24 protein-coding genes are annotated in these 24,864 nt (G+C 65.3%); 12 read left to right on the plus strand and 12 right to left on the minus strand.

The genetic code is table 11. The annotated features are described in order from the left end of the window. Positions 1-423 precede the first annotated feature (423 nt). The gene (gene rhtA, locus RTI28_RS27595) at positions 424-1,311 is read left to right on the plus strand and encodes a threonine/homoserine exporter RhtA (RefSeq protein ID WP_316923452.1); all 888 of its coding nucleotides are present in this window, start codon (positions 424-426) and stop codon (positions 1,309-1,311) included. Between the two features lie 179 nt (positions 1,312-1,490). Then, positions 1,491-1,772: a hypothetical protein gene (locus tag RTI28_RS27600; protein ID WP_316923453.1), complete on the plus strand. Its 282-nt coding sequence runs from the start codon at positions 1,491-1,493 to the stop codon at positions 1,770-1,772. A 36-nt stretch (positions 1,773-1,808) separates the two neighbouring features. Here the strand turns inward: RTI28_RS27600 and RTI28_RS27605 are convergent, their stop codons facing one another. After that, positions 1,809-3,620, minus strand: a complete 1,812-nt coding sequence (locus tag RTI28_RS27605) for an aminopeptidase P family protein (RefSeq protein ID WP_316923454.1) — start codon at positions 3,618-3,620, stop codon at positions 1,809-1,811. Positions 3,621-3,675: 55 nt separating this feature from the next. Beyond that, positions 3,676-4,836, minus strand: a complete 1,161-nt coding sequence (locus tag RTI28_RS27610; protein WP_316923455.1) for a cysteine desulfurase family protein — start codon at positions 4,834-4,836, stop codon at positions 3,676-3,678. A 203-nt stretch (positions 4,837-5,039) separates the two neighbouring features. Between RTI28_RS27610 and RTI28_RS27615 the strand changes: the two genes are divergently transcribed. Together RTI28_RS27615 and RTI28_RS27620 are read left to right on the plus strand one after the other, a co-directional pair. Beyond that, entirely contained in the window at positions 5,040-6,143 is a 1,104-nt protein-coding gene (locus RTI28_RS27615; RefSeq protein ID WP_316923456.1) for a DUF3182 family protein, read from the plus strand. After that, on the plus strand, positions 6,130-6,900 hold the full coding sequence (locus RTI28_RS27620) for an alpha/beta hydrolase (protein WP_316923457.1): 771 nt from the start codon (positions 6,130-6,132) through the stop codon (positions 6,898-6,900). Before RTI28_RS27615 ends, RTI28_RS27620 begins: the two co-directional genes overlap by 14 nt. Before the next feature lie 84 nt (positions 6,901-6,984). On the opposite strand, the gene RTI28_RS27625 is transcribed toward RTI28_RS27620, so the two are convergent. Then, the gene (locus tag RTI28_RS27625; protein ID WP_316923458.1) at positions 6,985-7,953 is read right to left on the minus strand and encodes a GlxA family transcriptional regulator; all 969 of its coding nucleotides are present in this window, start codon (positions 7,951-7,953) and stop codon (positions 6,985-6,987) included. Positions 7,954-8,060: 107 nt separating this feature from the next. Between RTI28_RS27625 and RTI28_RS27630 the strand changes: the two genes are divergently transcribed. After that, entirely contained in the window at positions 8,061-8,609 is a 549-nt protein-coding gene (locus RTI28_RS27630; RefSeq protein ID WP_316923459.1) for a cysteine hydrolase family protein, read from the plus strand. 1 nt (position 8,610) lies between these two features. Here the strand turns inward: RTI28_RS27630 and RTI28_RS27635 are convergent, their stop codons facing one another. Further along, positions 8,611-9,171, minus strand: a complete 561-nt coding sequence (locus RTI28_RS27635) for an XRE family transcriptional regulator (RefSeq protein WP_316923460.1) — start codon at positions 9,169-9,171, stop codon at positions 8,611-8,613. Between the two features lie 86 nt (positions 9,172-9,257). Between RTI28_RS27635 and RTI28_RS27640 the strand changes: the two genes are divergently transcribed. The 7 genes from RTI28_RS27640 to RTI28_RS27670 all read left to right on the plus strand — a co-directional run bounded on the left by RTI28_RS27640 (position 9,258) and on the right by RTI28_RS27670 (position 16,412). Next, on the plus strand, positions 9,258-10,202 hold the full coding sequence (locus RTI28_RS27640) for a DMT family transporter (protein ID WP_316923461.1): 945 nt from the start codon (positions 9,258-9,260) through the stop codon (positions 10,200-10,202). A 146-nt stretch (positions 10,203-10,348) separates the two neighbouring features. Then, positions 10,349-13,270 carry a monovalent cation/H+ antiporter subunit A gene (locus RTI28_RS27645; protein WP_316923462.1) on the plus strand — a complete coding sequence of 974 codons (2,922 nt, stop codon included), beginning with the start codon at positions 10,349-10,351 and terminating at the stop codon, positions 13,268-13,270. Further along, entirely contained in the window at positions 13,270-13,614 is a 345-nt protein-coding gene (locus RTI28_RS27650) for a Na+/H+ antiporter subunit C (RefSeq protein WP_316923463.1), read from the plus strand. Before RTI28_RS27645 ends, RTI28_RS27650 begins: the two co-directional genes overlap by 1 nt. After that, on the plus strand, positions 13,611-15,296 hold the full coding sequence (locus tag RTI28_RS27655; RefSeq protein WP_316923464.1) for a monovalent cation/H+ antiporter subunit D: 1,686 nt from the start codon (positions 13,611-13,613) through the stop codon (positions 15,294-15,296). Before RTI28_RS27650 ends, RTI28_RS27655 begins: the two co-directional genes overlap by 4 nt. Then, the gene (locus RTI28_RS27660) at positions 15,293-15,781 is read left to right on the plus strand and encodes a Na+/H+ antiporter subunit E (protein ID WP_316923465.1); all 489 of its coding nucleotides are present in this window, start codon (positions 15,293-15,295) and stop codon (positions 15,779-15,781) included. The genes RTI28_RS27655 and RTI28_RS27660 overlap by 4 nt, the downstream gene beginning before the upstream one ends. Next, a complete protein-coding gene (locus RTI28_RS27665) occupies positions 15,778-16,056 on the plus strand; it encodes a K+/H+ antiporter subunit F (RefSeq protein WP_042128344.1) in 279 nt (92 codons plus the stop codon). The genes RTI28_RS27660 and RTI28_RS27665 overlap by 4 nt, the downstream gene beginning before the upstream one ends. After that, positions 16,053-16,412: a Na+/H+ antiporter subunit G gene (locus RTI28_RS27670; RefSeq protein ID WP_316923466.1), complete on the plus strand. Its 360-nt coding sequence runs from the start codon at positions 16,053-16,055 to the stop codon at positions 16,410-16,412. Before RTI28_RS27665 ends, RTI28_RS27670 begins: the two co-directional genes overlap by 4 nt. A gap of 6 nt (positions 16,413-16,418) precedes the next feature. On the opposite strand, the gene RTI28_RS27675 is transcribed toward RTI28_RS27670, so the two are convergent. From RTI28_RS27675 to RTI28_RS27710, 8 genes are all read right to left on the minus strand, one after another. Beyond that, positions 16,419-16,613, minus strand: coding sequence for a hypothetical protein (locus RTI28_RS27675; protein WP_316923467.1), 195 nt, complete (start codon positions 16,611-16,613; stop codon positions 16,419-16,421). Continuing rightward, on the minus strand, positions 16,610-17,077 hold the full coding sequence (locus tag RTI28_RS27680) for a hypothetical protein (protein WP_316923468.1): 468 nt from the start codon (positions 17,075-17,077) through the stop codon (positions 16,610-16,612). Before RTI28_RS27680 ends, RTI28_RS27675 begins: the two co-directional genes overlap by 4 nt. Positions 17,078-17,583: 506 nt before the next feature. Further along, positions 17,584-19,197: a methyl-accepting chemotaxis protein gene (locus RTI28_RS27685; protein WP_316923469.1), complete on the minus strand. Its 1,614-nt coding sequence runs from the start codon at positions 19,195-19,197 to the stop codon at positions 17,584-17,586. Between the two features lie 172 nt (positions 19,198-19,369). Further along, on the minus strand, positions 19,370-19,774 hold the full coding sequence (locus tag RTI28_RS27690; protein ID WP_316923470.1) for a TraR/DksA family transcriptional regulator: 405 nt from the start codon (positions 19,772-19,774) through the stop codon (positions 19,370-19,372). A gap of 254 nt (positions 19,775-20,028) precedes the next feature. Continuing rightward, entirely contained in the window at positions 20,029-21,696 is a 1,668-nt protein-coding gene (locus RTI28_RS27695; protein WP_316923471.1) for a NahK/ErcS family hybrid sensor histidine kinase/response regulator, read from the minus strand. Next, positions 21,680-22,843, minus strand: a complete 1,164-nt coding sequence (gene ercA, locus RTI28_RS27700; protein WP_316923472.1) for an alcohol dehydrogenase-like regulatory protein ErcA — start codon at positions 22,841-22,843, stop codon at positions 21,680-21,682. The genes RTI28_RS27695 and ercA overlap by 17 nt, the downstream gene beginning before the upstream one ends. 113 nt (positions 22,844-22,956) lie before the next feature. Continuing rightward, on the minus strand, positions 22,957-23,028 hold the full coding sequence (gene pqqA, locus RTI28_RS27705) for a pyrroloquinoline quinone precursor peptide PqqA (RefSeq protein ID WP_009394664.1): 72 nt from the start codon (positions 23,026-23,028) through the stop codon (positions 22,957-22,959). A 241-nt stretch (positions 23,029-23,269) separates the two neighbouring features. Then, positions 23,270-24,790 carry an aldehyde dehydrogenase family protein gene (locus RTI28_RS27710; protein WP_316923473.1) on the minus strand — a complete coding sequence of 507 codons (1,521 nt, stop codon included), beginning with the start codon at positions 24,788-24,790 and terminating at the stop codon, positions 23,270-23,272. Positions 24,791-24,864 lie beyond the last annotated feature (74 nt).

Raw genomic sequence — 24,864 nt, forward strand, 5'->3', positions numbered from 1 at the left:
CAACCGAGGCGCGCATTCTACGCTTTCCTCTAAGTCTGTCAAGCGTTTATTTTGAAGTTTTTCAGAATTTCTCGTTCAACTTCAAACACTTGACTCGCTGCGATCTCTCGTTAGCGGGAGGCGAATTCTACAGCGTTACAACCTGCTGTCAACTGCCTTTTTCAACCGCCTTCGTTAACGACCGAAGCACTTCCGATACTACCTGAAACATCCAACTCGTTGATTCTCAAGGAGTTTTCCGTTTCGACTGCGCCGGAAGTGGGGCGAATTATAGAGAGATAACACGGGGCGTCAAGCACAAATTTGAAAGATCGGTCAGGAAAGAAATTTTGCGCACTATATTGCTCACCCACCCCGAGGTTGAGCATCATAGGCCTCGGTCCGAACCACCGCGCCTTCTTCTATAAGGAACTCCCCCTCGCAATGAACACCCAGACCCGCAGCCTCGCCGCAACGCTGTTTCCCGTCGGCGTGCTGCTTATCGCCATGGCCTCGATCCAGTCTGGCGCCTCGCTGGCCAAGACCATGTTCCCGCTGATCGGCCCGGAAGGCACCACGACCCTGCGCCTGCTGTTCGCCAGCGTGATCATGCTGCTGTTGCTGCGGCCCTGGCGGGCGAAGCTGAGTGCCAGCACATTGAAGACTGTGATCATCTATGGCGCGGCGCTGGGCGGCATGAACTTCCTCTTCTATATGTCCCTGCAGACGGTACCTCTCGGCATTGCCGTGGCCCTCGAGTTCACCGGCCCGCTGGCCGTGGCGCTGTACGCCTCGCGACGCCCGGTGGACTTCCTGTGGATCGGCCTGGCGATCGTCGGCCTGTTGCTGCTGATCCCGATAGGCGAAAGCAGCCAGGGGATCGAGCCGGTCGGTGCCGCTTATGCACTGGGCGCCGGGGTGTGCTGGGCGCTGTACATTCTCTATGGCCAGAAGGCCGGTGCCGAGAACGGTATCCAGACCGCCGCGCTGGGCGTGGTCATCGCCGCGCTGTTCGTCGCCCCCATCGGTATCGCCCAGGCCGGGAGTGCGTTGCTCAATCCCGCGCTGATTCCGGTTGCCCTGGGGGTCGCGGTGCTTTCCACCGCGCTGCCCTACAGCCTGGAGATGGTCGCCCTGACCCGTCTGCCAGCGCGTACCTTCGGCACATTGATGAGCATCGAGCCAGCCTTTGGCGCGCTTTCCGGTCTACTGTTTCTCAATGAAGTACTGAGCCTGGCGCAATGGCTGGCGATTGGCGCGATCATTACCGCGTCGGTTGGCGCGACCCTGTCCATGCGCAAGGAAGGTCCGCCACCGATCGCCGCCGACTGATTGAGAAATATTTTCATTTAAATCTCTGCAAATGATTGTGCCGCCCCGTCTACCGTGTTTAAGCTGTGAGCCGTGTTGTTATTTTGAATTTTTCACTCGACGCAGGGACGAAACAGGCATCAGGAAGGTGCATATAGAACGAACACGGACACAGATCCGCGCAAGCGTTAAGGACAGGAATGAAACGAATTTTGCTCATCCTAGCTATCCTGGCAGTCGCTGGTTGCGCCGCGACCGCCAAGGACGAGGTCAAGCGTGGCAAGAAGGGGCTGCACATCAACTGCTCCGGCCTCTCCTCTTCCTGGAACAAGTGCTACAGCAAGGCGGCAAGTTCCTGCGGCAGCAAAGGCTACAAGGTCATCGCCAAATCCGGGGACGGTGATGAAGAACCGGGCGACTATCCGTTCGGCATCAATCCCGCTGGCTATACCAGCCGCAGCATGATCGTCATCTGCAAGTAAACAAGGGCAACCCACGGGTTGCCCTTTTCGTCCGCGTCAACCGACGGCCTGGGTTCTCTCTTGCAACCACGCCAGTGCCGGCCCTTCCAGCAATGGCTCGAGGCGTCGCCGCACCTCGGCGTGATAGCCATTCAGCCATGCACACTCCTCGCCACTGAGCTGGTCGACGAGCAGGCAGCGAGTATCGATCGGACACAAGGTCAGCGTCTCGAACTCGAGGAAGTCGCCGAACGCGCTCTTGCCCGACTCGCGGTTGAACACCAGGTTCTCGATACGCACCCCCCACTGGCCAGGCCGATAGGTGCCCGGCTCGATCGAGGTGATCATGCCCTCCTGCATCGCCGTATGCGGCGCGGCGGCCGCCTGGTAGGCAATGGTCTGCGGCCCCTCATGGACATTCATGAAGTAGCCGACGCCATGCCCAGTGCCATGTCCGTAGTCGACCTGCTCGGCCCACAGTGGCGCGCGGGCGATGGCGTCGAGCAGCGGCGAAGGAATGCCCCGGGGAAATTTCGCCCGCGACAGTGCGATCACGCCCTTGAGCACCCGCGTGCAGTCCAGCTTCTGCTCATGGCTGGGCATACCGATCGGCACCATCCGGGTAATGTCCGTGGTACCGCCGAGGTACTGCCCACCGGAGTCGATGAGCAACAGGCCATCGCCTTCGACCCGCGCATGAGCTTGCGCCGTGGCATGGTAATGCGGCATGGCGCCGTTAGCGTTGAACGCAGCGATGGTGGCGAAGCTCAACGACACGAAACCCGGACGCCGGGCTCGCGCCGCAGTCAGTTGCTCGTCGACGCTGAGTTCGGTGACCACCCCGCTCGCCTGCGCCGCTTCGAACCAGGCGAAGAACTCGCAGAGCGCGACGCCGTCCTGCTCCATGACCTGGCGAATGTGCAGCAGGTCCGCATGGCTCTTGCGCGATTTGGCGAAGGTGGTCGGATTGATGCCTTCAACCAGACGCACGCCCTCGCGCAGATTGGCCAGCAGCCCGCTGGTAACCTTGGCCGGGTCGACCAGCAGCGCGCTGCCGGCGCCAATCCCGGCCAGTCCGGCGGCCACGTCGCTGTAGTCGCGCAATTCGACCCCTTCGGCGGCCAGCGTCTGCCGCAGCCCGGCATCCACCTTGCCTTCGGCGACATACAGGATGGCCGCGTCCTGGCTGATCAGGGCGAAGGATACGAACACCGGGTTGTAGGAGACATCGCTGCCGCGCAGATTGAACAGCCAGGCGATGTCGTCGAGGGTGGCAAGGAAATGCCAATCCGCGCCGCGCTCGGCCAGGGTCTGGCGCAGGCTGGCGAGCTTTTCGCCGCGCGTCAGCGTGGCCTGGGGTGGCAGGTGGGCATACACCGGATTGCCCGGTAGCGCGGGCCGGTCATCCCAGACCTGTTCGAACAGATCCTTGTCCAGCAGCAAACGCACGTTGCGCGCGCTCAGGCGCTCGCCCAGCTGTCGCGCCGATGCCAGGGCCATCACCGCACCGTCCGCCGCAACGGCGCCGCCGGCGGAGGTGTTGTCCGCCAGCCAGTCCAGCGGCCCCGGCCGCCCGGGCTGCAGCTTGACCAGCTCGATGCCGGTGCCGGCCAGTTCCTGCGCCGCTTGTTCCCAGTAGCGGCTGTCGGCCCAAAGGCCGGCGAAATCCGCGGTCAGCACCAGGGTCCCGACCGATCCCTGAAAGCCGGAAAGCCATTTGCGGCCCTGCCAGTAACCCGGCAGATACTCGGAAAGATGGGGATCGGCGGAAGGCACCAGCAGTGCATCGACCCCTTCGTTGCGCATCACCTGGCGCATTTGCGCCACACGTCTCCTGATCGCATCCTGCGTTGTCGGCTGACTGTTCATGCTTGCTCCTTATCACCACGACCTTGTATTGCGGCCGCTGATAATGGAACAGGCCTCAGCCCCGGGCAACTCCCCAGAACGGCGCCGGGCGCAGTGCTTCGCGGATGGCGGCGGCAGCCTGGTCGATGTCCGACACACGGGTCAAACGCCCCAGGCTGAGGCGGATGGTCTGCCCGGCAAGGTACTCGTCATGGCCCAGCGCGAGGAGTACGTGCGAGGGCGCGCTGCTCCCGGAATTGCAGGCCGAAGTGGACGAGAACGCCAGGCTTTCGCCCAGCGCGGCAAGGTCCAGCGGATCGCCGGCGAAGGTCAGGCTGAGGGTGTGCGGAATGGACTGTTCAGGGCTGCCGTTTACTACGAGCCCGGAAATATCCCGCAGCTTTGTAAGAAGACGCTCACGCAAACATCGGATTCGATCCAGCTCTTCGTGCTGCACCTCACCCGCCAGGGCGAATGCCGCGCCCATCGCCGCAATCTGGTGGGTCGCCAGCGTACCGGAGCGCAGACCGCCTTCATGCCCGCCGCCATGGATCTGCGCCTGCAGCAACGGCCGCGCGCGCTCGCCGACATACAGGGCGCCAATGCCCTTGGGGCCATAGACCTTGTGCGCGGAGAACGACACTACATCCACCGGCCAGCGCTCCAGGTCGATCGCCACCTTGCCCGCCGCCTGCGCCGCATCGACATGCAGCAGGGCGCCCTGCCCGCGCACGATCTCGCCGATTCGCCGGACGTCGGTCAGGGTGCCCAGTTCGTTGTTCACCAGCATCAGCGAAACCAGGAAGGTGTCCGCCCGCAGCGCCGCCGCGACCGCTTCGGGAGTGATCAGTCCCTGGGCATCCGGCGCCAGCCAGGTCACCTCGAAGCCGGCGCCCTGCAACTGTCGGGCGGTATCGAGCACGGCCTTGTGCTCGATGCTGCTGGTGATGATATGACCACCGCGACGCCCCTGGGCCAGGCCCTTCAGCGCGAGGTTGTTGGACTCCGTGGCGCCGGACGTCCAGACGATCTGCTCGGCGCGCGCGCCCACCAGCGCCGCCACCTGCGCGCGCGCCAGCTCCACGGCCTGGCGCGCTGCCTGACCATAGCGGTGCGAGCTGGAGGCCGGGTTGCCGAAATTGCCGGTCGCCCCCAGGCACTTGACCATGACGTCGATGACTCGCTCGTCGATGGGCGTCGTGGCGGCATAGTCGAAATACAGCGGCAGGGTTTCCATGGTTCAAGGCTCTCTGGCAGTTGTCGCCCCGGAAAGCAGGACGCTTCCCGATTCCTTGAGCGATAGTGCCTCAAACAACATAGAACCAATAATTATTAATTTTCATATTTATATGACTTTTTACCCGTGGCGCTCGCCACGGCTGAACTTCCCCACCACGCCACGCTTCAGAACAGATAACCCCTGTTGATGGAGCATCGACCATGCCCCGCCGGACCGATCGCAAGCACGGCGTACTGTTGCTCGATACCCGGGAGCACACTCCCGAGCATGAACGCGCGGTGCATCGCAAGCTGGCCGAACATCTCGCCGCGCTGCTGCTCACCGAGGTGGTGGAACAGCGCAGCGACGAGCACGATAGCCTCTATTACCTGCCCACCACGACCCTGATCGACCCGCTGCGCTACCAGGCGCTGGGTATCGTTTCGATCGCCGACTTCTTCGGCGGCCTGGTCAGCCAACCGTACATGGCGACCAAGGCGATTTCCCATCCACTGCCTGCGGGCGCCACCTTCCCCGTGGGCTGGAGCGACGATTTCGCCCGCCGCGCCAGTGATGCTCTGCTCAAGGGCTATACCGTGTTCAGTGTCGCCGACGCCCTCGCCGCCGCCCCCCTGCTCCTGCGCGATGGCCCGCTGCGCCTGAAACCGGTTCGCGCCACCGCCGGACGCGGACAGACGGTGATCGACGACATCGACCAGCTGGAAACCGAACTACGTCGCATGGATCCGGACGAACTGGCCCTCTGGGGCCTGGTCCTGGAAGAAAACCTGGGGGACGTCGAGACCTACAGCGTCGGCCAGGCGCTGGTGGCCGGAATCATCTGCAGCTACTACGGCGTGCAGCACCTGACCCGCGATCATCAGGGCGAAACGGTCTACGGCGGTTCCGACCTGGTCCTGGTGCGCGGCGACTACGACGAACTGCTGCAACTGGAACTGGAAGATCCGCTGCGCCTGGCCATTACCCAGGCGCGCACCTACGAGCAGGCCGCGTTCGCCGCCTTCCCCGGTTTTCTCGCGTCCCGGCGCAACTACGACGTGGCCCGCGGGGTCACCGCCGACGGTCATCTGCGCAGCGGCGTGCTGGAACAGTCCTGGCGCATCGGCGGCGCCAGCAGTGCCGAGCTGCTGGCCCTGCGTGCCTTCGCCGACGATCCGGCGCTGCAGCGGGTGCGGGCCTCTACCCACGAAGTGTTCGACGACAGCGCGTTACCCGCCGACGCGACGCTTTTCTACCAGGGGGATGACCGTGAAGTGGGACGAATCTGCAAATACGCGAGGATCCGCGACTATGACCATCCATAGCGAAAGCCTCGACATTCTCGTCGACGGCGAAAGCATCGCCGGCACCCTGCTCAGCCCCAGCCCCAAGGTGCCCGGCATCCTCTTCGTGCACGGCTGGGGCGGCAGCCAGCAGCGTGACCTGGCGCGGGCCAAGCACATCACCGGGCTCGGTTGCGTATGCATGACCTTCGATCTGCGCGGCCATGAGAAAACCGAAAGCCAGCGGCGCAGCGTCACCCGCGAGCAGAACCTGGCAGACCTGCTGGCAGCCTACGACAAGCTGGTCAGTCATCCGGCGGTGGATACCAGTTCGATCGCGGTGATCGGCAGCAGTTACGGCGGTTACCTGGCCACCCTGCTGACCCGCCAGCGCCCGGTGAAATGGCTGGCGCTGCGGGTCCCGGCGCTGTACTGGGACGACGAATGGAGCCTGCCGAAACAGGCGCTGGACCGTCAGCGCCTGTCGCAGTACCGCCTGATGACCCTGGGGCCGGGCGACAACCGCGCCCTGGCGGCGTGCGCGGAGTTTTCCGGCGACGTGCTGCTGGTGGAATCGGAGACCGACGACTATGTGCCGCATACCACCCTGATGAGCTATCGATCGGCGTTCGTCTGCGCCCATTCGCTGACCCACCGCATCGTCGATGGCGCGGACCACGCGCTGTCCAGCGACAGGAGCCAGAAGGCCTACAGTGCGCTGCTGACGGCGTGGGTCAGCGAGATGGTGATCGGGGCGCGGCTGGATCGTTATCCGCATCATTCGCCGTGGTATTCATGACCTGGGGGCCCCATCGCAGGCAAGCCAGCTCCTACAAGGAACGGTGTACGCCCTGCAGGCTGGCGGCCAGCGAAAACAACATCATCAGTGCCCCGTCACCTGCCGCCGATAATCACTCGGCGCCAGCCCGGTGACCTTGTGGAACACCTTGCGGAAAGCCCCTGGGTCCTGATAGCCCACGCCCCAGGCGATCTGGTCGATGCTGCGCCGGGTGAACTCGAGCATGCGACAGGCGCGTCCGACCCGCACCTGCTGGCAGTACTCGGTGGGCTTGAGCCCGGTGGCACTGCGAAAGCGCCGCAGGAAGGTGCGCTCCTCGAGCCCCGCGCATTCGGCCATCAGGGTCACGCTGACCTCCCGCGCGCCGGTGCTCTGCAACCAGTGCTGAACCTTCAGCACGGCCTCGTCGCCGTGGTCCAGGCGCGGGCTGAAACTGCTCCCCGCCGGCTTCACCCGCACCGGCTCCACGGCGAGAAAGCGCGCAGTCTCGGTGGCCAGGGTCTGGCCGAGAAAACGCTCGACCAGCTTCAGACCGACATCGGTCCAGGCCATCAACCCGGCACTGGTGATCACATCACCATCCTCCAGCAAGGGCAGGTTGGCCTCGACCCGCACCCGCGGAAAACGCTCGGCCAGCGACTGGGCGAAGTTCCAGTGGGTGGTCGCCGAGCGCCCATCCAGCACACCACTGGCAGCGATGAAGAACACCCCGACACAGACCGACACCAGCAAGGCGCCATCACCGTGCCAGTCGCGCAGTTGCTGGCGATAACGCTCCAGCAGTTCGGCCGTGGGCTCCTGGGTCAGGCTCGGCGGCACGATCATCACCCGCGGCTGGAAGCTGTTGCGCTGATGGCTGTCATGGCTTACCTGCAGCACGCCATCGCTGTCCTCCCAGTGACACACCCGCAGCGGGGCGCGCTGGGCCATGCCAAGGTCGGCGGCGAGACGGTTGGCCACGCTGAACAGGTCGGTCAGTCCGTAGACCGCGGCCATCTGCGCCCCGGGGTAGACCAGGATGCCGATTTCGGTGAAGTCGCCGTCGCAACTCATTGTCAGTTTTTCCCGTCAAATTGTCGGTCGTGCCAATCCGCAACGACGCCGGGCAAGCCTATAACTATCTGCCATCGCGTCACCACTCTCCGAAATGAGGAAACGTCATGAGCAAAAAGGCCCTGGTCATCATCGATATCCAGAACGATTACTTCCCCGGCGGCAAATGGACCCTGGCCAATGCCGACGCCGCCGCCGACAACGCGGCCAGGGCACTGGCCGCGGCACGGGCGCGGGGCGACCTGGTGATCCATGTGCGGCATGAGTTCGAATCCGCCGATGCGCCGTTCTTCGCCCCCGGTTCCGAAGGCGCGCGGATCCATCCGAAACTGGCCCCGCAAGGCGACGAGGCGGTGGTGCTCAAGCACAAGGTCAATGCCTTCCTCGACACCCCGCTGCAAAGCTTGCTGGAGCAACAGCGGGTCAGCGAACTGACTGTGGTCGGCAGCATGAGCCACATGTGCATCGACGCGGCGGTGCGTGCCGCCGCCGACCTCGGCTATCCGGTCAAGGTGCTGCACGATGCCTGCGCGACCCGCGACCTGGAGTTCGACGGCGTGACCATTCCGGCGGCCCAGGTGCATGCGTCCTACATGGCGGCGCTGGCATTCGCCTATGCCGAGGTGCTTTCCACCGAGGCGTGGCTGGCCGCCTGAGTCAGATCACCACATTGCGCACGAAGCAGGCGGCGACCTCGCCGTCATTGCGATAGCCGTGGGTGCGGTTGCTGGCGTAGGTGAAGAACTCGCCGGCAACCAGCTGGCGCGGTTCGCCGTCGATCAGCAGGGTCAGGCAGCCGGCGAAGACGAACACCTGTTCGCTGAAGCCTTCCGGATCGGCGTTGGTCTGGTAGAACTCGCCAGGCTCCAGGCGCCACTCCCACAACTCCACCTCACGCCGTGCCGGCGTACTGGCGAGCAATACCGCCTTGCTCCCCGGGTGCTCGCCGGCCCAGGCCAGTTCGTTGATGCGGCTGGAGTCACGGTTGTCCGGCGCCTTGATCAGATCGCTGAAAGCCACCCCGAGGGCTTCGGCGATCAGGTCGAGGGTCGACAGGCTGACGTTCTTCTCCCCCGCCTCGATCGCCACCAGCATCCGCCGACTGACCCCGGACGCCTGCGCCAGGGCGCTCTGGCTCAGGCCTGCGTCATGACGCAGGCGGCGCACGTTCTGGCTGACATGCTGGAGCACCGAGGCGCGATTGGAATCTTTATCCACTGGAATGCTCACTGAAGAGAGTTTGCGCAGTATACTGCCCACTTTTGTCGCGCATTGTGCGTCGCCTTTTCCTACGTGTGCAAGCCATGACTACCGATACCGCCACGCGCTCGCCCTCCACTTTCCGTCTGAGCAAGGCAGAACTGGTGCTGGTGTTCATCACCATGCTCTGGGGCGGCACCTTCCTCATCGTGCACAAGGTCATGACCGTCAGCGGTCCCATGTTCTTCGTCGGCCTGCGTTTCGCCGCCGCCGCGCTGTTCGTCGGCCTGACCTGCTGGCGCACCCTGCCCGGCCTGACCGCGCGCGAGCTCAAGGCGGGACTGTTGATCGGCGTGTCGATCATGCTCGGCTACGGCCTGCAGACCGTCGGCCTGCAGACCATCAGCAGCAGCCAGTCAGCCTTCATCACGGCATTGTACGTGCCCTTCGTGCCGATTCTGCAGTGGCTGGTGCTGGGGCGCCGGCCCGGCCTGATGCCGAGCATCGGTATCGCCCTGGCCTTCACCGGGCTGATGTTGCTGGCCGGGCCGAGCGGCGGCGCGGTGCATTTCAGTCCCGGCGAAATCGCCACCCTGGTCAGCGCCGTGGCCATCGCCGCGGAAATCATCCTGATCGGCAACTACGCGGGCACGGTCGATGTGCGCCGGGTCACCGTGGTGCAGTTGGCAACCGCCTCGGCGCTGTCGTTCATGCTGGTGGTGCCGACCCAGGAACGCCTGCCGGACTTTTCCTGGCTGCTGCTGGGTGCCGCCATCGGCCTCGGCGCCATGAGCGCGGTGATCCAGGTGGCAATGAACTGGGCGCAGAAGTCAGTCTCGCCAACCCGCGCTACGCTGATCTACGCCGGTGAGCCGGTGTGGGCCGGGATTGTCGGACGCATCGCCGGCGATCGCCTGCCAGGGCTGGCCCTGCTCGGCGGCCTGCTGATCGTCATCGCGGTGATCGTCAGCGAATTGAAGTTCGGAAAACGGCAGGAACAGCCGGCGACGAGCCCCGCCGACGAGAAGGAAGCTGATACCGGCTTATAGGGAAACAGCACGCTCGTCATGCGGAAACTGTTATAAGAAAAACGCTTTTTCTTACAATTCTTGTAGGATTCTGCGACAGCTTGCTGGTTGGTGATCACCCGGGCGGCACGTATGATTCCTTACAAATTTCCGCAGATCAGATATCTATGTCCTTGATAGTTCTACTGCTTCTGCCGTTCATTGGCAGTTGTCTGGCAGGCGTGCTGCCGCACAACGCACGCAACTCCGAGTCGCTGCTGGCCGGCATCGTCGCCCTCATCGGCACGGTGCAGGTGGCCATGCTGTATCCGCAGATCGCCGATGGCGGGGTGATCCGCGAGGAAATCCTCTGGCTGCCGAGCATGGGCCTCAACATCATCCTGCGCATGGATGGTTTCGCCTGGCTGTTCTCCCTGCTGGTCCTGGGCATCGGCACCCTGGTGTCGCTGTACGCGCGCTACTACATGTCGCCGCAGGACCCGGTGCCACGCTTCTTCGCCTTTTTCCTCGCCTTCATGGGCGCGATGCTCGGCCTGGTGATCTCCGGCAACCTGATCCAGATCGTGTTCTTCTGGGAACTGACCAGCCTGTTCTCGTTCCTCCTGATCGGTTACTGGCACCACCGCGCCGACGCCCGCCGCGGTGCCTACATGGCGCTGATGGTGACCGGGGCCGGTGGCCTGTGCCTGCTGGCGGGGGTGATCCTGCTCGGCCATGTGGTCGGCAGCTACGACCTGGACAAGGTCCTCGCTGCCGGCGACACCATCCGCGGCCACGCCCTGTACCCGGTCCTGCTGCCGCTGATCCTGCTCGGCGCCCTGAGCAAGAGCGCGCAATTCCCCTTCCATTTCTGGCTGCCCCACGCCATGGCGGCGCCGACACCGGTCTCGGCCTACCTGCACTCGGCGACCATGGTCAAGGCCGGGGTCTTCCTGCTCGCCCGCATGTGGCCGGTGCTGTCCGGCACCGAGGAATGGTTCTGGATCGTCGGCGGCGCCGGTGCCTGCACCCTGCTGCTGGGCGCCTACGCGGCGATGTTCCAGAACGACCTCAAGGGCCTGCTGGCCTACTCGACCATCAGCCACCTCGGCCTGATCACCCTGCTGCTCGGCCTGAACAGCCCGCTGGCGGCCGTGGCCGCGGTGTTCCACATCCTCAACCACGCCACCTTCAAGGCCTCGCTGTTCATGGCTGCGGGGATCATCGACCACGAGAGCGGGACCCGCGATATCCGCAAGCTCAGCGGCCTGTTCCGCCTGATCCCGTTCACCGCGACCCTGGCCATGGTGGCCAGCGCCTCGATGGCCGGGGTACCGCTGATGAATGGCTTCCTGTCCAAGGAAATGTTCTTCGCCGAGACCGTGTTCATCAGCTCCACCGCCTGGGTCGAGATGGCCCTGCCGGTGATCGCCACCCTGGCTGGGACCTTCAGCGTCGCCTATGCCCTGCGCTTCACCGTCGACGTGTTCTTCGGCCCGGTCGCCACCGATCTGCCGCACACCCCGCACGAACCGCCGCGCTGGATGCGCGCGCCGGTCGAGCTGCTGGTGCTGACCTGCCTGGTGGTCGGGATCTTCCCCGCGCAATCGGTCGGCCCGCTGCTGGCTGCCGCGGCGCTGCCGGTGGTCGGCGGCGAGTTGCCGGAATACAGCCTCGCGGTCTGGCACGGCTGGAACGCGCCGTTGATCATGAGCCTGATCGCCATGAGCGGCGGCATCCTCCTTTACCTGGTGCTGCGTACCCAGTTCCAGCACGGGCGCTTCCGCTACCCGCCGCTGATCGAGCGCCTCAACGGCAAGCGCCTGTTCGAGCGCGGCCAGGTCCTGCTGATGCGCGTCGCGCGTCGGGTGGAGCGCATCTTCACCACCCGCCGCCTGCAGAAACAGTTGTTCATGCTGGTGCTCGCCGCCTTCGTCGCCGGCCTGCTGCCGCTGCTGTTCCACGGCCTGAGCTGGGGCGAGCGGCCGAAGATTCCCGGCTCGGGGGTGTTCGTCATGCTCTGGCTGATCGCCATTGCCTGCGCCATCGGTGCCGCCTGGCAGGCCAAGTACCACCGTCTGGCGGCGCTGATCATGGTCGGCGTGTGCGGGCTGATGACCTGCATCACCTTCGTCTGGTTCTCGGCGCCGGACCTGGCCCTGACCCAGCTGGTGGTGGAAGTGGTCACCACCGTGCTGATCCTCCTCGGCCTGCGCTGGCTGCCACGGCGGATCGAAGGCGTGTCGCCGCTCGCCGGCTCCCAGGAGCGCGCGCGCCTGCGCCGTCTGCGCGACCTGATCCTGGCGGTGCTGGTGGGTGGCGGCATGGCGTTGCTGTCCTACGCCATGCTGACCCGGCCGACCCCGAACGTCATTTCCTCCTTCTACCTGAGCCGGGCGCTGCCGGAAGGCGGCGGTACCAACGTGGTCAACGTCATGCTGGTGGACTTCCGCGGCTTCGATACCCTCGGCGAGATCACCGTGCTGGTGGCCGTGGCCCTGGCCGTGTTCGCCCTGCTGCGGCGCTTCCGCCCCCCGCGGGAAAGCATCCAGTTGCCGGCACAGCAACGCTCGCTGGCGCCGGACATGGTCACCGACCTGGTCAACCCGCGGCATGCCGCCGACACCGCGCTGGGCTTCATGATGGTCCCGGCCGTGCTCGCGCGCCTGGTGCTGCCGATGGCCATGCTGGTGTCGATGTACCTGTTCATGCGCGGGCACAACCAGCCGGGCGGCGGCTTCGTCGCCGGCCTGGTGATGTCGGTGGCGTTCATCCTCCAGTACATGGTCGCCGGTACCCAGTGGGTCGAGGCGCAGATGAGCCTGCGGCCGCTGCGCTGGATGGGCACCGGGCTGCTCTGCGCGACCCTGACCGGGGTCGGCGCACTGGTCTTCGGCTACCCGTTCCTGACCACCCACACCGCGCACCTGCACCTGCCGCTGCTGGGTGACCTGCACGTCGCCAGCGCGCTGTTCTTCGATATCGGCGTATTCACCGTGGTGGTCGGCTCGACCCTGCTGATTCTCACCGCCCTGGCGCACCAGTCGGTCCGTGCCCACCGTCCGCAGCCGAAAGCCAGCCTGCCATCCAGTGAAGAAGGAGCCGCCTGATGGAAGAAGTCATCGCAATCGCCATCGGTGTGCTCACCGCCTCGGGGGTCTGGCTGATCCTGCGGCCGCGGACCTACCAGGTGATCATGGGCCTGTGCCTGCTGTCCTACGGCGTCAACCTGTTCATCTTCAGCATGGGCAGCCTGTTCATCGGCAAGGAGCCGATCATCAAGGACGGCGTGCCCCAGGACCTGCTCAACTACACCGACCCGCTGCCCCAGGCGCTGGTACTCACCGCCATCGTCATCAGCTTCGCCATGACCGCGCTGTTCCTCGTGGTGCTCCTGGCCTCGCGCGGCTTCACCGGCACCGACCACGTTGACGGACGGGAGCCCCAGGAATGAGCGGGATGCAACAACTGATCGTCGCCCCCATCCTCCTGCCGCTGCTGACCGCGGCCCTGCTGCTGTTGCTCGGCGAGAAACGCCGGCCGCTGAAGGCGCGGATCAACCTGCTGTCGACCCTCGGCGGCCTCGGCATCGCCATCAGCCTGCTGCTGTGGGTCAAGGACCAGGGCCAGGCCACCTCCATCGGCGTCTACCTGCCGGGCAACTGGGCGGCGCCGTTCGGCATCGTCCTGGTGTTGGACCGCCTGTCCGCGCTGATGCTGGTGCTCACCGGTGTGGTCGGCAGCAGCGCCCTGCTCTTCGCCCTGGCGCGCTGGGACCGGGCCGGGGCGAGCTTCCACGCGCTGTTCCAGATCCAGTTGATGGGGCTCTACGGCGCCTTCCTGACCGGCGACCTGTTCAACCTGTTCGTGTTCTTCGAGGTGCTGCTGGCGGCCTCCTACGGCCTGCTCCTGCACGGCTCGGGACGTTCGCGGGTCAAGGCCGGCCTGCACTACATCGCGATCAACCTGTTCGCCTCGTCGCTGTTCCTGATCGGCGCGGCGATGCTGTATGGCGTCACCGGCACCCTGAACATGGCCGACCTGGCGCTGAAGATCCCGCTGGTGCCGGAGGCCGACCGCGGCCTGCTGCATGCCGGCGCGGCGATCCTGGCCATCGCCTTCCTGGCCAAGGCCGGCATCTGGCCCCTGAACTTCTGGCTGGTGCCGGCCTACTCCTCGGCCAGCGCGCCGGTGGCGGCGCTGTTCGCGATCATGACCAAGGTCGGTTTCTATACCGTGCTGCGCCTGTGGACCCTGCTGTTTTCCGGGCAGGCCGGGGCGTCGGCGTTCTTCGGCGGGGAGTGGCTGGTGTATGGCGGCCTGGCCACCCTGGCCTGCGCCGCGGTGTCGATCCTCGCCGCGCAGCGCCTGGAGCGCATGGCCAGCCTGAGCATCCTGGTCTCCGCCGGCACCCTGCTGGCGGCCATCGGCTTCGGCCAGACCGCGCTGACCTCGGCCGCGCTGTTCTACATGGTCAGCTCGACCCTGGCACTGTGCGCGCTGTTCCTCCTCGCCGAACTGATCGAGCGCTCGCGCTCGGCCAACGAGCTGCCGCTGGACGACGACGGCGACGGCCTGCCCTCGCCACTGGAATCCCTGCAGCCGCCCAAGGGCATCAACCTCGACGACGAGCAGAAGGCCGTGGTCGGGCAGGTCATCCCCTGGACCATGGCCTTCCTCGGCTTCAGTTTCATCGCCTGCGCCCTGCTGATCATCGGCATGCCGCCGCTGTCCGGCTTCGTCGGCAAGTTCAGCCTGATCACCGCGCTGTTCAACCCGCAGGGCATGGGCGTGCCGGCGCAGCAACCGCTGTCGATCGCCGGCTGGACCTTGCTGGCACTATTGATCCTCTCTGGCCTGGCCTCGCTGATCGCCCTGGTGCGCCTTGGCGTGCAGCGCTTCTGGAAGCCCCAGGAGCGGCCGTCGCCGCTGTTGCGGATGTACGAATGCGTGCCTATCGTCGGCCTGCTCGGCCTCTGCGTGGTCCTCAGCCTGTGGGCCGAACCGCTGATGCGCTATGCCCAGGACACCGCCGCCAGCCTCGACGACCCGGCGACCTATATCGAAGCGGTGCTCGGCAGCCGACCGATTCCCGGCCCCACCACCCTGGACAGCGTCGGGCAGGTGCAACCATGAAACGACTGTTCCCCGCGCCGCTGCTGTCGCTGTCGCTGTTCGTCCTGTGGCTGGTGCTGAACCTCTCGGTGAGCCCGGGCAACATCATCCTCGCCGTGCTCCTGGGCATTCTCGCGCCGCTGCTGATGGCGCCGCTGCGACCGGTGCACGCGCACATCCGCAATCCATGGGCGATCATCCGCCTGATCCTGCGGGTCGGCATCGATGTGGTGGTGTCAAACCTGCAGGTGTTGTGCAGTGTCTGGCGCCTCGACCGCACGCCGCCGCGCTCGCGCTTCGTGCACATTCCCCTGGACCTGCGCGATGCCCACGGCCTGGCGGCGCTGTCGATGATCACCACGGTGATTCCCGGCACGGTGTGGTCGGAACTGGCCCTGGACCGCAGCGTCCTGCTCCTGCATGTGTTCGACCTCGACGACGAGGCGCATTTCATCGAGCACTTCAAGAGCACTTACGAACGTCCGCTGATGGAGATCTTCGAATGACCGGCCTGCTCGCCAATGCCATCGTCGCCAGCCTGTTCATCTTCGTCATCGCCATGGCCCTGACCCTGGTCCGGGTGTTCCGCGGGCCCTCGGCCCAGGACCGGGTGCTGGCGCTGGACTACCTGTACATGCTGGGCATGCTGATGATGCTGGTGCTCGGTATCCGCTACGCCAGCGATACCTACTTCGAGGGGGCGCTGCTGATCGCCCTGTTCGGCTTCGTCGGCTCGTTCGCCCTGGCCAAGTTCCTTCTGCGCGGCGAGGTGATCGAATGAGCGCTCCGGTATTGCCGTTCTGGCTGGAAATCGTGGTGGCTGCGCTGATTCTCACCAGCAGCCTGTTCGCCCTCACCGGGGCCATCGGCATCCTGCGCCTGAAGGACTTCTTCCAGCGCATGCACCCGCCGGCACTGGCCTCGACCTTCGGTGCCTGGTGCGTGGCGCTGGCATCGATCCTGTATTTCTCGGGGCTGAAGGAAACGCCGGTGCTGCATGCCTGGCTGATTCCGGTGCTGCTGTCGATCACCGTGCCGGTGACCACCCTGCTGCTGGCCCGCACCGCGCTGTTTCGCAAGCGCATGGCGGGCGAGGATGTGCCGGGCGAGGTCAGCAGTCGCGAGCCACGCGACTGAGCCGCTTCACTCGCCTTCGCTCAGGCGCTGCAGTTCGCGCCTGACCATCGCCGCATACTCCGCGGGTTCGAGCTGATACAGCTGCCCGGCGACCCAGGTCAGCCATTGCCCGCGCAACTCGTCACGCCGCTCCAGCCACTGGCGGGCCTGCGCCTCGGCGCGGGCCTGGTGCTGCTGGTGGAATGCGCGGCGCCCGCTCACTCGCTGGCCTTGAAGGTCAGCTCGCCCTTGCGCCACTTCGCCGCCTTGGCGACAGCGGCCTTGAGGGTCTTGGACAGGCCTTCGCGCAGTTGCTCGTGGGCGGCGAACACCATGACCACGCCACGCCCTTCGCGAAACACGATGCCCTCGCCTTCCGGCACACTGACGAAGGCGTATTCGCCCAGGCCGTAGATGGTCAGCTTGATGTCACGAAAACGCACTTCGAACTTGCCACCTTCGCGGCTCGGCAGGACGGCGGCGCGAAAGTGATCGCCGACTTTCAGTTCCAGACGCTGCTTGTCGTCCACCACCAGCGCCTCGGCGGTGTCGATCTCGGCCATATACAGGCCATCGGGGCTTTGCTCGACGATATAGACGTACTGCGACTGGAACTGTTTGACCAGTTTGCCGCGAAGATCTCCCAGCACGAACAGGGCGTGCATATCCAGGTTGCTGACTGCCAAATGAAAAATCCTCAAAAACCGAAATCACACCGACGCCCGTGGTGAAAATCTCCCACGGGCATGCCGTACTTCACGAATACGAAGTCCGAAAGACTAATGAGTTGGAGCAAATAAGTAGTGGCCTGAAGGCATCTCGCCTTGTGGGAAACAACGAATTTCCCTGCCAGCCAATGTCCGGTGGCAATCGTCTGATCGACTTTTCACAGTGAAAATTCCGTTTTCCACCGCCACTCGACGGCGCCAGGCGACCTGTGAACGATAGCCCCGCTGCGTCGGAGAGGGAACGGCCCACCGCACAGGGAAAGGAATATGCACGAAAACACGGAAACCCGTCGAGGGTTCCGTGCTGTTTGGAGGTGAGAAATTTCTGTGGTGCGAGCTGTTACAGGATCGTAAACCTGCGTTGAACATGCTGGCCTCATCGCTGGCAACGCCAGCTCCTACAGGTCGCGTGCACGCCGCGGACCCTGTGGGAACTGGCGTTGCCGGCGATGAAGCCGGCATGTTCAACGCCCGCCGGGCATCTTCTCCGGCCGGTAACCCAGGCGCAGACCGCCCCAGTGCCGGCCATCCACCTTGATCGGCACCGACAGGTCATGCATCAGCTCGCCGGTGTCGCGGGTGTAGGTCTGCAGCAGCAGTCGCTGCTGATGGCTGCCGCAGCGAATCCCGGTACGGTCGTCGAACTTGCGCTTGCTGCGGTTGTGCGCGGTGTCGGTGGCTTCGTCGCCGGTCAGCGCCTGGTTGAAGGCGTTGTTGTGGGTCGGCACGTAGCCCTGCTGGGTACAGGCGATGACATAGACCAGGCCTTCATGCTCGCGCAGCAACGGCTCCTGGATCCCCGGCAGGACCTGGTCGGTGTACTGGTCGAAACGGGTGCGATAACGCGCCGGGCGTGTGCCCGGCAGCAGTTGGTACTGACGGTCGAACAGATCGTCGTGACTGACTCGCCCGCTGCGGATATCCGCCTCGAAGCGCTCGCCGATCTCCTGCGCACCGCGCAGGGCCAGGTCGAAGACCCGCTGGTGATACTCGTCCAGGCCCACTTCGGCGAGGCGCTCGCTGATACCTTCGGCCTGCCCTTCCATCTGTACCGCGGCCTGGGCCAGACGCTGGGTCTGCTGGTCGCTGACCGCCAGGTCGCCGCGCATCTGCTCGACCGCCTGGAACAGCGCGTCCAGCTGTGTGCGGGTGGTTTCGGTGCCGCCGGCGATCTCGGTGATCTGCGACTCCACCGAGGCCGCGAGACCGGCGATGCTGTCGAGCTGTTCGCCGGTGTGCTCGACCTGGCCGACACCGTTGTGCAGATCGGTCGACAGCGCGCGGATCTGTTCCACCACCTGGGCGGTGCGTTGCTGGATTTCCGCGACCATCAGGCCGACTTCCTCGGTGGCGCTGGCGGTGCGCCCGGCCAGGCCGCGGACCTCGTCGGCGACCACGGCGAAACCACGCCCGTGCTCGCCGGCGCGGGCCGCCTCGATGGCGGCATTGAGCGCCAGCAGGTTGGTCTGGCTGGCGATGGCCTGGATCACCAGGGTGACCCGGGCGATATCCTCGCTGCGCTGGTGCAGGGCCTCGATCAGTTCGCGGCTTTCGTTGGCGCGGGCACTGAGCAGGTGCATCAGCTGGATCGACTCGGCCAGCACCGTGCGCCCGGCGGCACTGCTTTCATGGGCCTGCTGCGCGGCGACCAGGGCGTCGCGGCTGAGCTGCGAGGTGACTTTCTCGGTGCCGATCATCACCTCGGCGCTCTGCACGATGCGCGCCGCCGAACCGAGTTGGGACTGCAGTTTTTCCGCCAGTTGCCGCACCGAGTAGGACACTCCGGCGGCCGACAGGGCGTTGTGGCTGGTGCTCTGGGCCAGGTCGCGGGTGAGCTCGGCCAGCGGGTCGCGCGTCACCAGCGGCGCCGGACGCGGGCGCGCGCGCAGGTGCGGCAGCCACAGGGCCAGCAGGACCAGCGGCAGGCAGAACCAGAACGAGATACCGGCAAAGGCCATGGCCGCCAGCACTACCACCACTACCAGGCTCTGCAGCACCAGGCCGGACCAGCCGCGCGTGACCTTCGGCGAAGTGTCCGCTTGTGCCAGGCTGGCTGGCAGAGATCCTTCTCGCATCATGACGCTGGCTCCGCGTTGTTATTGTCGGGCCATTAAACGCCACTACAACGCTATTAGCCATGCTCCCTTCGGCGTAGGCCGACCCAGCCTTGATGCAGGACAATTTGTTCCAGGCGCGCAAAAACGAAAGCCCCGGGTGCGTGGCCCGGGGCTTTGCGAAGACGCTGCGGGATCAGACCTGACGCAGGTGCTTGTCCAGTTGCTCGTGACGCTCCTGCGCCTCGATGCAGTACTTGGTGGTCGGGCTGATCAGCAGGCGCTTGAGGCCGATCGGCTCGCCGCTGTCGTCGCACCAGCCGAAGCTGTCGTCGGCGATCCGGCCCAGGGCCATTTCCAGCTGCGGCAGCAGGCGCTGGTCACGCTCGATGGCGTTGACCAGCCAGTGGCGCTCTTCTTCGACCGAGGCGGCGTCGGCAGGATCGGCCGGCGTGTCCAGGCTTTCGATGGTTACACGGCTCGCCTCGATGCGCTCCTGGGTCTCGACTTTCATCGACTTCAGCAGCTCGGCGAAGAACGCCAGTTGCTCGGCGTTCATGTAGTCATCGGCCGGCATGGCCAGCAACTTTTCCTTTGTCATTGATATCTCTAATAAAAAATTACGTGCATTTAGACGAATCGGGGGCCGCGGCGACAGCGTCGCCAGCAGCGGAATTCTTCAAGCACCATCCGGCACTCAATTTACAGGGGGCGGCAGTCTAAGGCCGAGCCTCATGCCGGGCAACAGAAATGACTGCGGTTTTGTCCGAAAAGCCCCTTATCCCCGACAACATGGCGCGGGGGCAGCGTTTATAGCAAAAAACGCAGGCCCGGGTGAAGCACGGCAAAGGCCGCTCATCCGAGCAACTGGCTCAATACCGCACGCAACTTGCCGGGTTTGACCGGTTTGTTGAGCAGTGGCGCACCCAGGCGCTGCATGGCCCGACGGCTCTGGTCGCTGCGGTCGGCGGTGATCATCACGGCGGGAATGGCACTGCCGAAGTGCTTGCGCAGGTCACGCACCACCTCGCAGCCGGTGACCCCGTGATCGAGGTGGAAGTCCGCCAGCACCAGCTCCGGCGCCCGGCCCTGGAGAACCTGCAGGGCGGCTTCGCGATCGGTCGCGGTGAGCACTTCGCAGCCCCACTGGCCGAGCAGCGCGGCCATGCTCTGGAGGATGCTGGTTTCGTTGTCCAGCACCAGCAGGCGGCGGCCCGGCAACGGATCACCGAGGGCCGGCAGCGGCAGCGCGGGTGCGACCACCGGACGCGGGGCCTCGCACGACAAGGGCACGTCGATGCTGAACACCGAGCCGCGCCCCGGCCAGGAACGTACCTGCACCGGGCAGTCGAGGATCCGCGCGATGCGCTCGACGATCGCCAGACCCAGGCCAACGCCCTTGCGGTCGGCGGCGCGGCCGACATCCAGCTGGTTGAATTCGAGGAAGATCGAGTGCAGGCGATCGGCGGCGATACCGCGTCCGCTGTCCCACACCTCCAGGCGCAGCACCTGGCCGCGCCGGCGCGCACCGAGGAGGATGCCGCCACGTTCGGTATAGCGGCAGGCATTGCTGAGGAAGTTGCGCAGGATCCGCGTCAGCAGGCGGATATCGCTGCGGATCATCCAGGCGCCGTGGCGCACCCGCAGGTTCAGCCCGGCGGCTTCGGCCACCGGCTGGAACTCCGAGGCCAGCGGGCCGAGCAGTTCGTCGAGGTGATAGAGGTCGAGGTCCGGCTTGATCGCCGCCTGGTCCAGGCGGGAAATGTCCAGCAGGTCGGTGAGCAGGTCTTCGGCGCCTTCCAGGGCCTGGTGCGCACGCTCCACCAGCAGTTGCTCGGCGGCCGGCAGGCTGCGCTCGCGCAGGGTCGAGATGAGCAGGCGCGCGGCATTCAGCGGCTGCAGCAGGTCATGGCTGGCGGCGGCCAGGTATTTGTCCTTGCTGCGGTTGGCGGCCTGGGCGGCATCGCGGGCCTCGATCAGCTGGTTGGTGCGTTCGGCGACGCGCTGTTCCAGTTCGTCGTTGAGCTGCTGCAGGCGTTCCTGGCTCAGCTTGCGCTCGGTGATGTCGGCGACGAAGCCTTCCACCACGCCCTCCTCGTCCGGGCGCAGGAGCAGGTTCATCAGCACGTCCACGGCACTGCCGTCCTTGCGCTGCAATTGCGTCTCGTAGCCCAGCAGCGCGCGCTCGCGCTGCAGTTCCTGGGCGATGGCCAGCAGCTCCTGTTCGCCACCGACGAACAGGTGCCCGGCCAGATCGGTACGGGCCAGCAGCAGTTGCTGCGGATCGGCGTAGCCGAGCATCCGCGCCATGGCCGGGTTGGCCGCGCGCAGGCCGTCTTCCAGGCTGGCCTGGAAGATCCCGTGCACGGCGTGCTCGAACAGCCAGGTGTAGCGGTTGCGTTCGGTTTCCAGCTCGTCGAGACGCGCCGCCAGCTCCGGGTAGTGGCTCTTGCGCACGGTGTGGTTGCTCAGCCCGAGCAACCCGGCCAGGGCGTCGGAGCCGGGGTCAGAGAGCCTCGCCATAGACCACCTCGACATCACGCTGGCTCGAGGCACGCGGGTTGGTGAGGATGCACGGGTCGTCCATGGCGTGCTGCGAGAGGAACGGGATGTCGCTGCCGCTGACGCCGTGCAGGCCGAGGGTCTCGTGGAAGCCGACGGCGTGCTTGAGGGCGATCAGGTGTTCCACCAGGCGCTGGCGGATCTGGTTGTGGTTGAGGCCACGGCAATCGATGCCGAAGGTCTCGGCGATGACCTTGAAACGGTCCGGCGCAGCGCTGTAGTTGAACGCCACCACATGCTCCACCAGCACCGCGTTGCACAACCCGTGAGGCAGGTCGAGGAAGCCGCCGAGGCTGTGGGACATGGCGTGCACCGCGCCCAGGATGGCATTGGAGAAGGCCAGCCCGGCCTGCATGCTGCCGAGCATGATCGACTCGCGCAGGGCGATGTCGTTGGGGTTGGCGATCATCTGCACCAGGTTGCCGTTGATCAGGCGCATGGCTTCCAGGGCATGGGTATCGGTCAGCGGACCGTGGCCGGTGGAGACGAACGCCTCGATGGCGTGGACCAGGGCATCGATGCCGGTGCAGGCGGAGAGGAACGGGTCCATGCTCAGCGTGGTTTCCGGGTCGATCAGCGACACGTCGGGGACCACCGCCTTGCTGACGATGGAGAACTTCATGCGTTCCTGCTGGTTGGAGATGATCACGAACTGCGAGACATCCGCCGAGGTGCCGGCGGTGGTCGGGATCAGGATCAGCGGCGGGCTCGGCACGCGGATGGTGTCGACCCCTTCGAATTCGAGAATGTGCCGGCCATGGGCGACCACGATGCCGATGCCCTTGGCGCAGTCCATCGGGCTGCCGCCGCCGACCGCGACGATGACGTCGCACTGCTCGCTGCGGTAGCGCTCGGCGCCGTCCATCACTTCTTCGACACGGGGATTGGGCGAAACCTGGCTGTACAGGGCGTAGTCGATGCCCTGGGCCTGCAGGCTGGCCTCGACATCGGCGACCCAGCCGGCGGCGATGACGCCCGGATCGCTGACCAGCAGGACCTTGCGCGCGCCGAAGGTGCGGGCGTAGTTGGCGACGTGATGACGGCAGCCGGCGCCAAAGATGATTTCGGGGGAAACGAACTTGCGCAACTGGCTCAGATTCGGGCTCATACAACGCCTTCTTGTTCTTTTCGGGATAGCGCCAGCCTAAAGCAATGAGGAGGGAATGCAATGCGACCCTGGCAAAGGCAGCGCCGGTCGCAATGCGACCGGCGCCAGAGGGATCAACGGTTGGCGAAGTACATCGTCACTTCGAAACCGATACGCAGATCAGTGAACGCAGGTTTTTTCCACATAGGTCCATCCTCTTCTGGCACCGCGCTATAGCGGTGCGTCTAGTGATACACCGTTTCCGGTGCGGGGCGAATGCTACTTTGGAACGGTTTTACGACAACAACACACGTGCCTCGCGCGGCCCCTGTAGGAGCGTGGCTTGCCCGCGAAAGGACGGCAAAGCGGTCCCCGATAGCGGTGCAGCCTGGGACCGCTTTGCGGCCCTTTCGCGGGCAAGCCGCGCTCCTACAGGGGTTTGCGGGGTTAGAAGAAGCCCAGCGGGTTGATGTCGTAGCTGACCAGCAGGTTCTTGGTCTGCTGGTAGTGGTCGAGCATCATCTTGTGGGTCTCGCGACCGACACCGGATTTCTTGTAGCCACCGAACGCGGCATGGGCCGGGTACAGGTGGTAGCAGTTGGTCCACACGCGACCGGCCTTGATCCCGCGGCCCATGCGGTAGGCACGGTTGATGTCGCGGGTCCAGACGCCGGCACCGAGACCGAATTCGGTGTCGTTGGCGATGGCCAGGGCCTCGGCTTCGTCCTTGAAGGTGGTCACGCCGACCACCGGGCCGAAGATCTCTTCCTGGAACACGCGCATGCCGTTGTGGCCCTTGAGCAGGGTCGGCTGGATGTAGTAGCCGCTGGACAGGTCGCCGGCCAGTTGCTCGGCGTTGCCGCCGCTGAGGATTTCCGCGCCCTCTTCACGGGCGATCTGCAGGTACGAGAGGATCTTGTCGTACTGCTGCTCGGACGCCTGGGCGCCAACCATGGTCTCAGTGTCCAGCGGGTTGCCGCGCTTGATCTGTTTGACCTTCTTCAGCACTTCCTGCATGAACTGCGGGTAGATGGATTCCTGGACCAGCGCGCGGGACGGGCAGGTGCACACTTCGCCCTGGTTGAAGAACGCCAGGACCAGGCCTTCGGCGGCTTTCTCGATGAACGACGGCTCGGCCTGCATGATGTCTTCGAAGAAGATGTTCGGCGACTTGCCGCCCAGCTCGACGGTGGACGGAATGATGTTCTCCGCCGCGCATTTCATGATGTGCGAACCGACCGGGGTCGAGCCGGTGAAGGCGATCTTGGCGATGCGTTTGCTGGTGGCCAGGGCCTCGCCGGCTTCGCGACCGAAGCCCTGGACGATGTTCAGCACGCCCGGCGGCAGCAGGTCGCCGACCAGCTCGATGAACACGGTGATCGACAGCGGCGTCTGCTCGGCCGGCTTGAGCACGATGCAGTTGCCGGCAGCCAGGGCCGGGGCGAGTTTCCAGGCGGCCATCAGCAGCGGGAAGTTCCACGGGATGATCTGCCCGACCACGCCCAGCGGTTCATGGAAGTGATAGGCGGCGGTATTGTCGTTGATCTCGGCGGCGCTGCCTTCCTGGGCGCGGATGCAGCCGGCGAAGTAGCGGAAATGGTCGGCGGCCAGCGGCACGTCGGCGTTGAGGGTTTCGCGGATGGCCTTGCCGTTGTCCCAGGTCTCGGCCAGGGCCAGGACTTCCAGGTTCTGCTCGATGCGGTCGGCGATCTTCAGCAGGATGTTCGAGCGATCCTGTACCGAGGTGCGGCCCCAGGCATCGGCGGCGGCGTGGGCGGCATCCAGGGCCTTGTCGACGTCAGCGGCGTTGGAACGCGGGAATTCGGCGATCGGCTGGCCGTTGACCGGAGAGGTGTTGCTGAAGTACTGGCCGCTCAGCGGCTGGACGAATTCGCCACCGATGTAGTTGCCGTAACGGGGCTTGAACGAAACGATGGCATCCGGGCTGCCGGGAGCTGCGTAGATCATGGTGAAGGGCCTCTGCTGAGCGGCGCCCGTCGTGGATGACGGGCAGTGACTGGATCTTAGTCAGCCGCGCGGGC

Origin of the sequence: Pseudomonas sp. zfem002, from assembly GCF_032621685.1 — a bacterium.
GTDB classification, from domain to species: Bacteria; Pseudomonadota; Gammaproteobacteria; order Pseudomonadales; family Pseudomonadaceae; genus Aquipseudomonas; species Aquipseudomonas japonica.

Excerpts from the sequence above, each read along its gene's own strand:
- RTI28_RS27660 (WP_316923465.1), top strand. The coding sequence starts at position 15,293 with ATGAAACGACTGTTCCCCGCGCCGCTGCTGTCGCTGTCGCTGTTCGTC.
- RTI28_RS27685 (WP_316923469.1), bottom strand. The coding sequence starts at position 19,197 with ATGATGCGAGAAGGATCTCTGCCAGCCAGCCTGGCACAAGCGGACACT.
- RTI28_RS27690 (WP_316923470.1), bottom strand. The coding sequence starts at position 19,774 with ATGACAAAGGAAAAGTTGCTGGCCATGCCGGCCGATGACTACATGAAC.
- rhtA (WP_316923452.1), top strand. The coding sequence starts at position 424 with ATGAACACCCAGACCCGCAGCCTCGCCGCAACGCTGTTTCCCGTCGGC.
- RTI28_RS27695 (WP_316923471.1), bottom strand. The coding sequence starts at position 21,696 with ATGGCGAGGCTCTCTGACCCCGGCTCCGACGCCCTGGCCGGGTTGCTC.
- RTI28_RS27655 (WP_316923464.1), top strand. The coding sequence starts at position 13,611 with ATGAGCGGGATGCAACAACTGATCGTCGCCCCCATCCTCCTGCCGCTG.
- RTI28_RS27605 (WP_316923454.1), bottom strand. The coding sequence starts at position 3,620 with ATGAACAGTCAGCCGACAACGCAGGATGCGATCAGGAGACGTGTGGCG.
- RTI28_RS27710 (WP_316923473.1), bottom strand. The coding sequence starts at position 24,790 with ATGATCTACGCAGCTCCCGGCAGCCCGGATGCCATCGTTTCGTTCAAG.
- RTI28_RS27645 (WP_316923462.1), top strand. The coding sequence starts at position 10,349 with ATGTCCTTGATAGTTCTACTGCTTCTGCCGTTCATTGGCAGTTGTCTG.
- RTI28_RS27630 (WP_316923459.1), top strand. The coding sequence starts at position 8,061 with ATGAGCAAAAAGGCCCTGGTCATCATCGATATCCAGAACGATTACTTC.
- RTI28_RS27610 (WP_316923455.1), bottom strand. The coding sequence starts at position 4,836 with ATGGAAACCCTGCCGCTGTATTTCGACTATGCCGCCACGACGCCCATC.
- RTI28_RS27620 (WP_316923457.1), top strand. The coding sequence starts at position 6,130 with ATGACCATCCATAGCGAAAGCCTCGACATTCTCGTCGACGGCGAAAGC.
- RTI28_RS27625 (WP_316923458.1), bottom strand. The coding sequence starts at position 7,953 with ATGAGTTGCGACGGCGACTTCACCGAAATCGGCATCCTGGTCTACCCC.
- RTI28_RS27665 (WP_042128344.1), top strand. The coding sequence starts at position 15,778 with ATGACCGGCCTGCTCGCCAATGCCATCGTCGCCAGCCTGTTCATCTTC.
- RTI28_RS27600 (WP_316923453.1), top strand. The coding sequence starts at position 1,491 with ATGAAACGAATTTTGCTCATCCTAGCTATCCTGGCAGTCGCTGGTTGC.
- RTI28_RS27650 (WP_316923463.1), top strand. The coding sequence starts at position 13,270 with ATGGAAGAAGTCATCGCAATCGCCATCGGTGTGCTCACCGCCTCGGGG.
- RTI28_RS27670 (WP_316923466.1), top strand. The coding sequence starts at position 16,053 with ATGAGCGCTCCGGTATTGCCGTTCTGGCTGGAAATCGTGGTGGCTGCG.
- RTI28_RS27615 (WP_316923456.1), top strand. The coding sequence starts at position 5,040 with ATGCCCCGCCGGACCGATCGCAAGCACGGCGTACTGTTGCTCGATACC.
- ercA (WP_316923472.1), bottom strand. The coding sequence starts at position 22,843 with ATGAGCCCGAATCTGAGCCAGTTGCGCAAGTTCGTTTCCCCCGAAATC.
- RTI28_RS27640 (WP_316923461.1), top strand. The coding sequence starts at position 9,258 with ATGACTACCGATACCGCCACGCGCTCGCCCTCCACTTTCCGTCTGAGC.